The organism is Actinoplanes sp. NPDC051346 (genome assembly GCF_040682215.1).
Classification (GTDB): Bacteria; Actinomycetota; Actinomycetes; order Mycobacteriales; family Micromonosporaceae; genus Actinoplanes.
The window spans coordinates 418622-430672 of record NZ_JBFBAJ010000007.1 but is presented as its reverse complement, the minus strand read 5'-3'; the positions used below and the strand labels follow the sequence as shown (position 1 = coordinate 430672).

General features: G+C 69.5%; 10 protein-coding genes and 1 pseudogene. 7 read left to right on the top strand and 4 right to left on the bottom strand.

Translation table 11 applies throughout. The features are described 5' to 3' along the window. Window positions 1-439: 439 nt before the first annotated feature. Window positions 440-1282 (bottom strand): Rieske (2Fe-2S) protein, encoded by an 843-nt coding sequence (locus tag AB0M36_RS20365; protein WP_364159620.1) that lies wholly within the window; start codon window positions 1280-1282, stop codon window positions 440-442. 103 nt (window positions 1283-1385) lie between these two features. Here AB0M36_RS20365 and AB0M36_RS20360 point away from each other — a divergent pair, with 103 nt between their 5' ends. Further along, entirely contained in the window at window positions 1386-2243 is an 858-nt protein-coding gene (locus tag AB0M36_RS20360; RefSeq protein WP_364159618.1) for an MEDS domain-containing protein, read from the top strand. 52 nt (window positions 2244-2295) lie between these two features. On the opposite strand, the gene AB0M36_RS20355 is transcribed toward AB0M36_RS20360, so the two are convergent. Continuing rightward, window positions 2296-3654 carry an NAD(P)/FAD-dependent oxidoreductase gene (locus AB0M36_RS20355; RefSeq protein ID WP_364159616.1) on the bottom strand — a complete coding sequence of 453 codons (1359 nt, stop codon included), beginning with the start codon at window positions 3652-3654 and terminating at the stop codon, window positions 2296-2298. 39 nt (window positions 3655-3693) lie between these two features. Between AB0M36_RS20355 and AB0M36_RS20350 the strand changes: the two genes are divergently transcribed. Both AB0M36_RS20350 and AB0M36_RS20345 read left to right on the top strand, forming a co-directional pair. Beyond that, a complete protein-coding gene (locus AB0M36_RS20350) occupies window positions 3694-4782 on the top strand; it encodes a serine hydrolase domain-containing protein (protein WP_364159614.1) in 1089 nt (362 codons plus the stop codon). A gap of 96 nt (window positions 4783-4878) precedes the next feature. Continuing rightward, window positions 4879-5712 carry a hypothetical protein gene (locus AB0M36_RS20345; protein WP_364159612.1) on the top strand — a complete coding sequence of 278 codons (834 nt, stop codon included), beginning with the start codon at window positions 4879-4881 and terminating at the stop codon, window positions 5710-5712. 113 nt (window positions 5713-5825) lie between these two features. Here AB0M36_RS20345 and AB0M36_RS20340 read toward each other — a convergent pair whose 3' ends face one another. Both AB0M36_RS20340 and AB0M36_RS20335 read right to left on the bottom strand, forming a co-directional pair. Further along, window positions 5826-7160: a deoxyribodipyrimidine photo-lyase gene (locus AB0M36_RS20340; RefSeq protein ID WP_364159610.1), complete on the bottom strand. Its 1335-nt coding sequence runs from the start codon at window positions 7158-7160 to the stop codon at window positions 5826-5828. 1 nt (window position 7161) lies between these two features. Further along, complete coding sequence (locus tag AB0M36_RS20335; protein WP_364159609.1) at window positions 7162-8067, bottom strand: phytoene/squalene synthase family protein; 906 nt, start codon at window positions 8065-8067, stop codon at window positions 7162-7164. A gap of 77 nt (window positions 8068-8144) precedes the next feature. Here AB0M36_RS20335 and AB0M36_RS20330 point away from each other — a divergent pair, with 77 nt between their 5' ends. The 4 genes and pseudogenes from AB0M36_RS20330 to AB0M36_RS20315 form a co-directional block, all read left to right on the top strand. Further along, window positions 8145-9398: a polyprenyl synthetase family protein gene (locus tag AB0M36_RS20330; protein ID WP_364159673.1), complete on the top strand. Its 1254-nt coding sequence runs from the start codon at window positions 8145-8147 to the stop codon at window positions 9396-9398. 162 nt (window positions 9399-9560) lie between these two features. Beyond that, window positions 9561-11078 carry a phytoene desaturase family protein gene (gene crtI / locus AB0M36_RS20325; RefSeq protein WP_364159608.1) on the top strand — a complete coding sequence of 506 codons (1518 nt, stop codon included), beginning with the start codon at window positions 9561-9563 and terminating at the stop codon, window positions 11076-11078. Beyond that, the gene (idi, locus tag AB0M36_RS20320; protein WP_364159607.1) at window positions 11071-11676 is read left to right on the top strand and encodes an isopentenyl-diphosphate Delta-isomerase; all 606 of its coding nucleotides are present in this window, start codon (window positions 11071-11073) and stop codon (window positions 11674-11676) included. The genes crtI and idi overlap by 8 nt, the downstream gene beginning before the upstream one ends. After that, a pseudogene (locus tag AB0M36_RS20315) lies at window positions 11666-11893 on the top strand (MerR family transcriptional regulator); the annotation flags it as partial. The gene idi and the pseudogene AB0M36_RS20315, both read left to right, overlap by 11 nt. Window positions 11894-12051: the final 158 nt, after the last annotated feature.

The window sequence follows — 12051 nt, the reverse complement described above, 5'->3', positions numbered from 1 at the left end:
AAACAACCACCAAAATGATCGCCTGGCCGGGTATAACTAATTGGCACTGGCTTATCAAGCACCCTGTTGAGTTCTCAAAGAACAACCACACACCGAAGACTTGCCGCCTTGCTTGGCGACCCGCCCTCGGGGCACTCGTTCAACTTTACTAGGTCCTTCAGGCCCTGTCAACCGGTATCTCCCGGTTCGTGCCGTTCGTACCTAGCGCACCCTTCGTTCCGGGCCCGGGGCGACCCTGCACAAGGCAGCACCGCTACGATCCCGAAGTTCGAAGGATTTGGCAGGACGGCCGGTAGCTGATCTTCCTGGTCTCCCAGTTCGTTCTGCTTGCCTCGCCCGTTTCCCTGCCGGCTCGCAAAACATTACCCGGTCGTCTCCTCAGCGCCAAATCGGCCCCCCGTGTCACCGGACACAGGGCTCTGACCTGGGCTGATGAAGATCAGGGAGCAACGACCGACAGCACGCCGTCGCGGATCCGCGTACGGAGCGTGGGCTGATCGCCCGCCGCCGGCCCGTGCCGGACCACTCCGTCCGTGAGCCGGAAGGTGCTTCCATGCCAGGGACAGACCACGCAGGCGTCGGCGCCGGAGCCCTCGACCTTGCCCTCGCCCAGGGGCCCGCCCTGATGCCCGCACTGCTCGACCATCGCTGTCACCTGGTCGCCAAGGCGGAACAGGAGAACCGGCACGCCGTCGATGGGGCGTACCGTCGGACGGCCCTCGGGAAGCGAGGCGACCTCCCCCACCTCGGCCCAATCCGCGGGGAGCCGCAGCTTCTCCGGTGAGGCCACATTCATGCCGGCGCCCTGCTCGAAGGAGAGATGGCCGCCCAGGTAGGCGCCGCCTCCAGCCATGGTCAACCCGGCGTAGGCGAGGAGGCGCCCCCAGCCCGGCCGGCCGGAGAAGCGGGCGGCGAGCGACCCGGCGTACAGGCCGAGCGCGACGGCGTTTGCCGCCGCATGGACCATGCCGACCCGGCGCTGGTCGCGGGAGAGCGACGACCAGTCGACCCAGCCGGCCGCGATGGCCGGCGCCGCGGCGGCGGTTCCCACGGCGATCAAGGTGGTCGCGGCCTTCCGTTGACCGGGTAGCGCGTCGAGCACTGCGGCACTCATGAATGCCCCGACCGGGACCTGCACGAGAACGGGGTGCAGAGGATGTCCGAGCCAGGTGCCATGCAGGACGTCGCGGAGCCGCTTGGGCCTGGCCACGGTCAGCACGGCGTTCTGGAGGCGATCGCTGACCGCGTCGAGGGCGGTGGCCTTCTCGAGCCGGGAGATCATCTGCCGCAACATGCGAAGGGATTACCCCGTCCCGGCGCGGCCATTCCCCGCATGGGGCCCGAACCTTTCGGGTACGTAGGTGCCTCCCGAGATCGGAGGACACATGGCCCCCACGACGGCGGTGGACCGGCTCCAGCCAGGCGATCATGCGTGCCTGACCTTCTCCGACCCGGACGAGCGGCTGGACATCCTGGCCGCGTTCGTCGCCGCGGGCCGGGAGCGGGGCGATCGCGTCATCTGTTTCACCTCCGCGGTAAACGTCGACGACCTCCGCACCGACCTGCTGCTCCGCGGCCTCGACGCGGGTCCGGAGGTGAGCGTGCTCCCCAGTGACAGGCTCTGGGGCGACAACGTCGCACCGGCCGCGGCGACCATGGTCGAGCTGCTCACCCGTGAACTGCGGCAGGCGCTGTCCGACGGTTACCGCGGGCTGCGGATCACGGCGGACATGTGCTGGGCGGCACGCCCGCAGGCCAATGCGGAACAGCTGCTCGTGTTCGAGTCGGAGGTGGCACGGCTGTTCGAGGACGGCCGATTCACCGCCATCTGCGAGTACGACCGCGAGAGCTTCGACCCGGTCACGCTGGGATATGCCTCCCGCGTGCATCCCCGTACGGTCGCGGCCACGGTCTACCACGAAGACCCACTGCTGCGGATCTGCCGCCAGCACGTGCCGCCCGGCGTACGGGTGGCAGGCGAGCTCGACCACACCCGCGCGAACGCCCTCAGCGACGCCCTGGCCGAAGCCGTACGGCTGGATCAGGACGTCCATCTGAACCTGAACCAGCTGCGCTTCATCGACGCCGGAGCGGCCGCTGTCATTCTGCGTACGGCGGCAAACCTGCCTGACCAGCGCCGGATGGTAGTGGTGTGCGCCGAAGCGGTCGAGACAGCGTTGATAGCGGCGGGAGCTGCGGACATTCCCGCCCTGCGCATGCTTGTGCGCCACGGTGAACGCTGAGCTGACCCGCACGGCATCAGGCCACAGCAACCTCCACCGGCCCCATCGCTTCCTAGAGCTGTCGCATCGCGTCTCCGATCGCCCGATGGAACGTCGGATAGGCCCAGATGGTGGCTCGCAGGCTGGCGATCGGCACCGCTGCCGTGACTGCCACGGACAGCGCGCCAAGGACCTCGCCGCCGCACGGCCCGGCGCTGGTCGCACCGACGAGCACACCGCGGGAACGATCGGCGATCAGCTTGATGAAACCCGCGTTGCCCGGGCCATGGATGAAGCCGCGCGATGACGACGACAGGCTGGAGTAGCCGACGGCCACCTCGATGCCGGACTCTCGTGCCTGTTTCTCGGTCAGCCCCACCGCCCCGACCTCCGGATCGGTGAAGGTCACCCGCGGCCGGGCGCGGTAGTCCGCCGGGAGTCCGCCCTGGCCGAGGATGTCGCGGACGGCGACGTCGGCCTCGTACATCGCCATGTGGGTGAACGCGCCGTTGCCGGTCACATCGCCGACGCCCCAGATCTTGTCGCCGGCGCGCATCCACTCGTCGGTGGTGAGGAAGCGGGCCGCATCGATGCCTACGGTGTCCAGGCCCAGGCCGTCGAGGCGGGCGGTCCGCCCGGTGGCGACGAGCAGACGCTCCCCGGTGACCGTGGACCCGTCCGAAAGGGTGACGGAGAACAGGTCGCCGGAATGGTCGACGCGGTGGGCGCGTACTCCCGTGCGGGTTTTGATGCCATCCTCGGCGAGAGCGGTGGTCACCGTCTCGGAGCTCTCCGGCTCTTCCATCGCGAGAAGACGGTCGCTGCCCTCGATGATCGTGACGTCCACCCCGAACCGGGCCATGGCCTGTGACAGCTCAAGGCCGATCGCACCGCCGCCGAGGACGACCAGGGTGGCGGGCAGCGTCTCGGCCTCGACGGCCTCACGGTTGGTCCAGTAGGGCGTGCCGGACAGCCCGTCGATCGGGGGGATGACCGCGGCGGTGCCGGTCGCGACGACGATCCCCCGGCGGGCGAGGAACTCCTGCTCCCCGACCGTGACCCGTCCGGGCCCCGCGATCGCGGCACGCCCACGCACGAACCGCCCGCCCTTGCCGACCAAACGGTCGACGGCCACCTTGTCGTCCCACGTGTCGGTGGCTTCCTCACGGATCCTGCGGGCGACCGGCGTCCAATCAGGCTGGACCTGGGAGGTGCCGGCGAGAGCGGGGACCCGCCGGGCCTCAGCAAGCGCGTTGCCGGCGCGGATCATCATCTTGGTCGGGATGCACCCCCAGTAAGGGCATTCACCACCCACCAGCGTGTGCTCGATTCCCACCACGGACAGCCCAGCCTCGGCGAGCCGGCCGGCGGCTTCCTCACCGCCGACGCCGAGCCCGATAACGACCACGTCGACCTGCTCTGCATCACCCATGGAAACCAGCTTCCACCAATCGCGGGTACGGTGCGCGACGTGTCTGAGAAGCTGTGGACAACGGGATGGGTTGCCGCCGGCTACGAGCCCGTGCGAGAGGCGTTCACCCAGCATGCGAGCGGCGGCTCGGCATTGTGCGTGCTGCGCCACGGCACACCGGTGGTGGACCTGCGGGAGGGATGGCGCGATCCCCGGCGCACCCGGCAATGGGATGCGCGGACGCTGGTCAACGCCTACTCGGTCGGTAAGCCCGTCATTGCGCTGGCGGTTCTCCTGCTGGCCGAGCGCGGGCTGCTCGACATCGACGATCCGGTCGCGCGGCACTGGCCGGAATTCCGGACCGACACTTCCGTCCGGCAGGTGCTGACGCACACGTCCGGTCTGGCGACGTTTCCGGTGCCGCGAGGGCCGGCGGCGTGGACCGACTGGGATCTGCTCTGCGGTGATCTGGCGAATGCGAGCCCCGAGTGGCCTCCCGGCAGCGTCGCGGCGGAGCACGCGCTCACCTACGGGCACCTGCTGGGTGAGGTCGTGCGGCGGATCACCGGCCGGGCGCCGGGAGCTTTTGTCGCCGAGGAGATCGCCGGGCCGTGGCGGCTCGACCTCGCATTCGGCCTGGCCACCGCCGATCTTGAGCGGTGTGCGGACCTTGAGTACGACGGGCGCGACTGGGCGGAGCAGCTGCTGAGTGAGCCCGGATCGGTGCGTGCCCGGGCGCTGGCGAACCCCGAGGGCGCGCGTGACCTCGGGGTGGTCAACGGCGAAGCGTGGCGCCGCGCGGTCGTGCCGGCCGTGAATCTGCACTCGACCGCCGAGGCGATGGCGCGCTTCTACGCCGGGCTGCTGGCCGGCGGGGAGCTCGACGGACACCGCCTGCTCAGCCGCTCGTTGGTGGACCAGATGACCACGGCCCAGTTCACCGGCTTCGACCGCTTCATCGGTGCGGAGACCACCTGGGGTCTGGGCGTCCAGCTGGAGGGCGACGGCACCTGGGGCATGGGTGGCCTCGGCGGCAACGCCGGTTGGGCGGACCCGAGTCGGGGACACGCGATCGCCTACGTCACGCGGCGGCTCGGTGACTTCGATCGCGTGACGGCGATCGACGCCGCGATCTCGTCGGTGGATTAGCTCAGCTGGCCCGGGTTGCGTCCGATTCTGAACCCCCGCGGAAGAGGAAATACCGAGTAGGGGGCGGCCATGAAGGGGCGATGGCAGGCAGGGCTGGTGTCTGTCACTCTCATGGCCGCCGCTTTGGCGCTGCCCGCGGCATCGTCCGCGGGCAGCGCCGGGCTCACCCCCGCGCCGGCCGGCACCCGGGCCATGTGGCTCTGGGGCGACCCTCCGGCCGCCGAGGTGGTGGACTGGGCCACCCGGAGGAACGTCTCGGAGATCTTCGTCCACGTCTCGCCGGATGTGTTCACCAACGGTGACCTCGCCCGTATCCAGGAGATGAAGGCGCGGGCCACCCCGCTGAAGATCAAACTGCGGGCCCTCGGCGGCGACCCCGCCTGGGTCACCGATCACGCCGCCGCGCTCCGGTGGCAGCGAACGGTCGTCTCCACGGGACTCTTCTCCGGGATTCACCTCGACGTCGAGCCCTATCTGACCCCGGCCTGGACGACGAACCTGGCCGGAACGCAGACCGCCTTCCTGAAGCTGTTGGACAAGCTCCGCCTCGGCAGCACGCTTCCCCTCGAGGCGGACGTGCCGTTCTGGTACGGCGAGTACAAGATCGGAGGCAAGAACTTCGCCGACGAGGTGCTGCGCCGGGTCAACGCCGTGACGGTCATGAGTTACCGCGACACCGCCACCGGGCCGAACTCCATCGTCGCGATCAGCCAGGACTGGCTCACGCGCGGCAGGGCGGCGGGCAAGCGGGTGCGGCTGGGCGCTGAAACGGTGCCGCTGCCGGACTGCGCGCACTGCACCTTCGCCGAAGAGGGTGCGACCCGTCTTCAGGAAGAACTGGCCAAGGTGGACGCGGCGACGCGGACGGCGTCGGCCTTTGGCGGCATCGCGATTCACCGTTACGGCACCTGGCGGGCACTGCCGAGCTGAGGTTTCCGGCTCCGACCTCGTGGGCAGGTTGTCGCGGGTCCTGCCGGCCTTCAACGGACGAACGCAACGGGTCGGCAGGACCCGCTTTCCGCCCGGCACGCCAGGCGGAAACCTCATGGCCGCAACCAGACCGCTTCGTCGCGATGCGACTCCAGCGGCCCGGGATAGTTCAGGCCTGCCCGCACCGTATCCGGCAGGCGCCAGGGTTGGTGCACGGCCTTACCGGCGATCGACTTCAACTCCGGTACGTAACGCCGAACGTACACGCCGTCAGGGTCGAAGCGCTCAGCCTGCCGGATCGGATTGAATCTCCGGTAGGGCTTCGTGTCGTTGCCGGTGCCCGCGACCCACTGCCAGTTGCCGGAGTTGTTGGCGACGTCGCCGTCGTTGAGCCAGCGGAAGAACCACGTCACGCCGTCGCGCCAGTCGAGGCCCAGGTGCTTGGTCAGGAAGGAAGCGGTGATCAACCGGGCTCGGTTGTGCATCCATCCCTCGGCCCGCAGTTGCCGCATGCCGGCGTCCACCACCGGAACTCCGGTGAGCCCGTTCCGCCAGTGCTCGAGCGCGTCTTGATCGCCGCGCCAATCGCCATCGCCGGCCTTGCGATACGCCTCCGTCGAGATCTTCGGAAATGCGTGAGTGACCTGGTAGTAAAAGTCGCGCCAGCCGAGCTGGCGGACGAACGCCGCGGGTCCGGCGCCGTCCCTACCTCGCGCCAAATTCGCCACCGACAACGGCGAGAGACAACCAAAGCGAAGGTACGCACTCAGCCGCGAGGTGCCGTCTGCCGCCATGTCGTCATGCAGATCGTCGTAGGGCCCGATGTGGCGTAGCCAGGTCTTCAGCCGCCGTAGCCCCTCGGTCTCGCCGCCCTCCAGAGCGTGGGGCGACTCTCCGTCGGGCAAAGCGGGTAATCCACCGACCACGAGGTTGTCCGGCAGGGTGATCCTGGCCGGCGTAGCCACCTCGTCGCGCCACTTCGCCGACTCCCACGCGCGGTAGTAGGGCGAGAAGACTTTGTAGTGGCCGTCGCCGCCGGCGGGGCGGACCTCGCCGGGCGGGACGACCGTGGTGCCGGGGAAGAGTCGCAGGGAGATGCGGTGCCGCTCACATTCGCGCGTCAACTGGCGTTCGCGGCGCTGGGTATAGCCGCTGACGTCCTGCGCGAGAGCGATGCCGTCCGCTTCCACCTGGTGGGCGAGCTTGAGGGTCTCGGCGACCGGGTCGCCCTCTCGGACCACAAGGTCGGCGCCGCGCGACCGCAGGCTCGAGCCGAGGTCGGCGAGGCACTGGTGCAGGAAGCGGGAGCGATTGGGCGAGACCGTTCGAAGGTGCGGGTCGAGCACGAAGAGCGGCACGACTCGTTCGGCGTTGGCACAGGCCGCGGCGAGCGCCGGGTTGTCGTGCACCCGGAGATCTCGGGTGAAGAGCACGATCACCGTACGCATGTCAGCCGCGCACCAGAGCCGGGACCGGGCTGCCGGACCGGGTCAACAGGGACCGCAACGCCACCCGCGCCCGGCGCCGGCCGGCCACCGTGGCCCGCCGGGCGAAGACGTCGAAGTCGGCGGCGACGACCTCGTCGAGGATGCCCGCATAGAGCTGGTAGGCCGTCCTCATGCAAGCCTGCGATCCAGGAAGCAGCAGCGGAATGCCCGGCGCGGCGGCGGCGTAGTGCAGATCGGCGCGGGCCACCTCCGCCCTGATCAACGCCTTGATGGCCGGGGTCGAACGGCCGGCGACCCGCGCGGCCCGCAGATCTTCTCGGGTGACCCCGAACTCGGCCAGGTGAGTGTCGGGAAGATAGGTGCGACCTCGATCGAGGTCCTCGCCCACGTCGCGGATGAAGTTGGTCAGTTGAAAGGCCAGCCCGAGCTGGCGGGCCGGCTCGCGGGCGGCCGCCGGATCGCTCGACCCGAGGATCGGCAGCATCATCGTGCCGATCACCGCGGCCGACCCCTCCATATACGCCAGGAGATCGTGGTAGGTGGCATAGCAGGTGACGGTCAGGTCCATGGCCATGCTGCGGAGGAAGGCTTCGAAATCGTCGACGCTCAGATCGAAGACCGCGATCGTGTGCAGCACCGCCGGCAACAGCGGATCGTCGACGGGCTCGCCCCGCAGGCCGGCGACGAAGGCGTCCGACCACCCCCGCAGACGGGTGGCACGCTCGGCGGGCGACAGGTCCTCGGTGCGGTCGACGATCTCGTCGGCGTATCGGGTGAATCCATAGAGAGCGTGCACATGCCGCCTCTTCCACGCGGGTAACAGCCGGGTGGCGAGGTAGTAGGTACGACCGTGGCTCCGATGCAGCTCACGGCAGCGTTCGTAGGCCACCGCCAGATCGGTCTCCACCGGACCTCCCAAAAGAATCGACTCAGGAATCGACGCAACACGCAGCCTACGGTAATCTCCTCCCCGTGGCCAACGACATCCTCGAGGGAAGCCGCCGATGCGCGATCCCCTGTCAACCGATCCCCTCGGACGGGCTGGTGAACGCCGTCGAGGGGACGCTGGCCGAGTTCCTGAGCAGCCAGATCGCCACCTTCGATGCCCTCGACCCGGCGCTCGGCCGTTTCGCCCGCACCAGCCGCGACCTGGTGCTCGCGGGCGGCAAGCGGCTCAGGCCGACGTTCGCCTACTGGGGCTGGCGTGGTGCCATCGGGACGCGAGAGCCGATCGACCCGGTGCTTCCGGCCCTGGCCGCACTCGAGCTCATGCACACGTTCGCGCTGGTGCACGACGATATGATGGACGGTTCCGCCACCCGACGCGGCCGCCCGACGGCACACCGCCTCTTCGCCGCTCAGCATCACCGTGGCGAGGGGCTCGGCGACCCCGATCACTTCGGCTCGACCGCGGCGATCCTCGTCGGTGACCTGTGTCTCGTCTGGGCCGATCAGTTGCTCGCTCAAGCGGCGCTCACCACGGCCACCCTCTTCGCCGTGCGCGCCTGTTACGACCGCATGCGGGTGGAGGCGGTCGCGGGTCAATACCTCGACGTGCTGGGCGAGACCCAACCCGGCGAGTGGTCGCTCGACCGGGCGCTGGTCGTCGCCCGGCACAAGACCGCCAGCTATACGGTGCAGCGTCCGCTGCAGTTCGGACTCGCGCTCGCCGGCCCGATGCGGTCGCCAAAAACCGCGATCAACGACGCATATCACGAGTACGGCCTCGCTATCGGCGAGGCGTTCCAGCTCTGCGACGACCTGCTCGGGGTCTACGGCGACCCCGACGTGACCGGCAAGCCGGCCGGGGACGACCTGCGCACCGGCAAGCCGACCGCCCTCCTGATGCTGGCCCACCAGCTCGCCACCCCGGCCCAGCGTGCCGAGCTGACCCGAGGTCCCGAGCGCACTCCCAGCCGAACTCGCGCCCGAACTCCCGCCCGAACTCCCGCCGGAGCCGTCAACCCCGCCGACGGCTCCGGCGGGCCCAAACCGCCCGCCTCGTCCTCGCCACTGCTCGACGGTGGCAGGGCGCCGGCATCGTGCCACCTCACCGAGCAGCAGATCGCCCGACAAAAGGAGCTCATCGCGGAGACCGGAGCGGTCGCCCGGGTCGAGGCGATGATCCGGCGGCGGGTCGACCATGCCGTCGCGGCCATCCGCGACGCCCCTATTCATGACGACGCACGTGCCGCCCTCACCGAGCTGGCCATAACCGCCACCCACCGGCCAGCATGATGGGATCAATCCGCGAGAGAGACGCGCGCGACTTCGGCCCGTCGACCGCCCCGAGCCGGTGCGGTCCAGTCCCCATGCCGTCCGAAGCTGGCACGGCCCAGTCCCCTCGAGCGCCCGGATCCGGCGCGGTCGCTTCCCGCCTACCGTTTTGGAGCTGGTGACGTGCGACGAGTGACAGGACCGACCGACCACGTGGTCATCGTCGGGGCCGGGCTCGGCGGCCTAGCGTGCGCGCTGCACCTCGCCGCCGCCGGGCGGCAGGTCACTGTCGTCGAGCGGGAGTCGGTGCCGGGCGGGCGGGCCGGCCGGCTCTCCGTCGATGGGTACGAGTTCGACACCGGGCCGACCGTGCTGACCATGCCGGAGCTGATCGCCGAGCCCCTCAACGCGGTTGGGGAGCAGCTTTCCGACTGGCTGGAGCTGACTCCTCTCGATCCGGCCTACCGGGCGTATTACCCGGATGGGTCCACGTTGGACGTGCTGACCGACACCGTCCGCATGGCGGCCGAGATCTCACGGGTGTGTGGGCCCAGGGAAGCAGACGGCTACCTACGGTTCGTGGACTTCGCTCGCAAGCTCTGGGGCCTGGAGCGCGACAACTTCATCGACCGCAATCTCGATACCCCGCTCGACCTGGTCAACCTCAGCCTCGTCAAGCTGCTGGGAATGGGTGGCTTCCGCCGGCTGCAGCCGAAGATCAACCAGTACTTCCGCGATCCCCGTACCCAACGGATCTTCTCTTTCCAGGCGATGTATGCGGGCCTGGCGCCGCATGACGCTCTCGCGATCTACGCGGTGATCGCGTATCTCGACTCGGTGGCCGGGGTCTTCTTCCCACGCGGCGGCATGCATGCCGTGCCGAAGGCACTTGCTGGCGCCGCGGAGAAGCACGGCGTCGAGTTCCGCTACGAGACGACAGCCGTCAGGGTCGAGACGTCCGGCGGACGCGCGACGGGGATCATCACCGACTCGGGTGAACGCATCCCCGCCGACGTCGTCGTCCTCAATCCCGACCTGCCGGTGGCCTATCGGGACCTGCTGCCGCCGTCCGCGCGACCGCGAAAGCTGCGGTATTCCCCCTCCTGCGTCGTGCTTCACCTCGGATCCGACCGGACGTATTCCAAGATCGCGCACCACAACATCCACTTCGGTGCGGCGTGGAAGGGCACGTTCGACGAGGTCATCCGGCAGGGTTTGCTGATGAGCGATCCCTCGCTGCTCGTCACCAACCCGAGCCGCACAGATCCGAGCGTCGCCCCGGCCGGACGCCAGACCTATTACGTACTCGCTCCGGCGCCCCACCTCGAGCTGGCGCCGCTAGCCTGGCGGCAGGGCCTCGGTCGGCGCTACGCGGACGAGTTGCTCCGCGTGCTGGAGCAGCGGGGCTACCTCGGATTTCGGGACGGTGTGGAGGTCGAGCGGATCATCACGCCGGAGGACTGGGCGGAGCAGGGCATGGCCGCCGGCACGCCGTTCGCGTCGTCGCACACGTTCGCGCAGACCGGTCCCTTCCGGCCCGGAAATCTGCATCCCTCGCTACCCAATGTGGTGTTCGCGGGTTCGGGCACACAGCCGGGAGTCGGCGTACCCATGGTGTTGATCTCCGGGAAGTTGGCAGCCTCGCGGATAACGGGCTCCGCACGGAGGCCCGAGAAGTTGGTGGGAGGCCGGCATGAGTGAGTTGCGGCGCGAGGAGGTCGGCAGGACGCGGTCCCGCGAGACCCACCTGGTCGAACTGGTGGACCAGGACGGGGTGGCCGTCGGCGAGGTCACCGTCGACGAGGCCCACCGCGCTCCCGGGCTGCTGCACCGGGCGTTCTCCGTGTTCCTGCGGGACGCCGCCGGCCGGGTGCTTCTGCAGCAGCGGGCGGCCACCAAGACACGGTTTCCCCTGCGCTGGGCAAACACCTGCTGCGGGCACCCGACGCCCGGCGAATCGCTCGACGTGGCCGCCAAGCGTCGCCTCGTCGAGGAGGTCGGCGCCGAGGGCGTCGACCTGATCGAGGTCGGGGTGTATTCGTACTACGCGGAGGATCCCGACACCGGACGAGTGGAATACGAATACGACCACGTCCTGCTCGGCCGGCTGGACGCCGACGCGCGCCTGCTGATCGACCCCGAGGAAGTCGCCGAGGTGCGATGGGTGTCGCTCGACGAGCTGAGGCTCGCCCTCGAGCGTGAGCCACGGAGGTACGCCCCCTGGCTGCCCGGCGTCACCGACCGACTCCGACAGCACCTCCATCCCGACGACAAGGCGGAGCGGTCAGGTGGCCGATGAGGCCCTGACGGCCGGGGCGGTGGCACGCCGTCTGGGGGTCGCCGTCACCACATTGCGCACCTGGCACCAGCGCTACGGGCTGGGGCCCAGCCAGCACGTGCCCGGCCAGCACCGGCGGTATACCCGCGAGGACCTGGACCGCCTGCAGGTGATGCGCCGGCTGACCGCCCAGGGCGTGACACCGGCGGAGGCGGCAGCGTGGGCCCGGCGCGTGCCCATGCCGATCGACGTCTCGGCACCCCCGGCGGCCACCCACGGCACCTCGACCAGCTCAGGCGACACATCACCCGACCTTGACGGCCCGTCATCCAGTCCCGGCGGCACATCGCCCGGCCCCGGCGACGAATCCCTCAGCCCCAGCGGCACATCACTCAG

Excerpts from the sequence above, each read along its gene's own strand:
- AB0M36_RS20365 (WP_364159620.1), bottom strand. The coding sequence starts at position 1,282 with ATGATCTCCCGGCTCGAGAAGGCCACCGCCCTCGACGCGGTCAGCGAT.
- AB0M36_RS20360 (WP_364159618.1), top strand. The coding sequence starts at position 1,386 with ATGGCCCCCACGACGGCGGTGGACCGGCTCCAGCCAGGCGATCATGCG.
- AB0M36_RS20355 (WP_364159616.1), bottom strand. The coding sequence starts at position 3,654 with ATGGGTGATGCAGAGCAGGTCGACGTGGTCGTTATCGGGCTCGGCGTC.
- AB0M36_RS20340 (WP_364159610.1), bottom strand. The coding sequence starts at position 7,160 with ATGCGTACGGTGATCGTGCTCTTCACCCGAGATCTCCGGGTGCACGAC.
- idi (WP_364159607.1), top strand. The coding sequence starts at position 11,071 with ATGAGTGAGTTGCGGCGCGAGGAGGTCGGCAGGACGCGGTCCCGCGAG.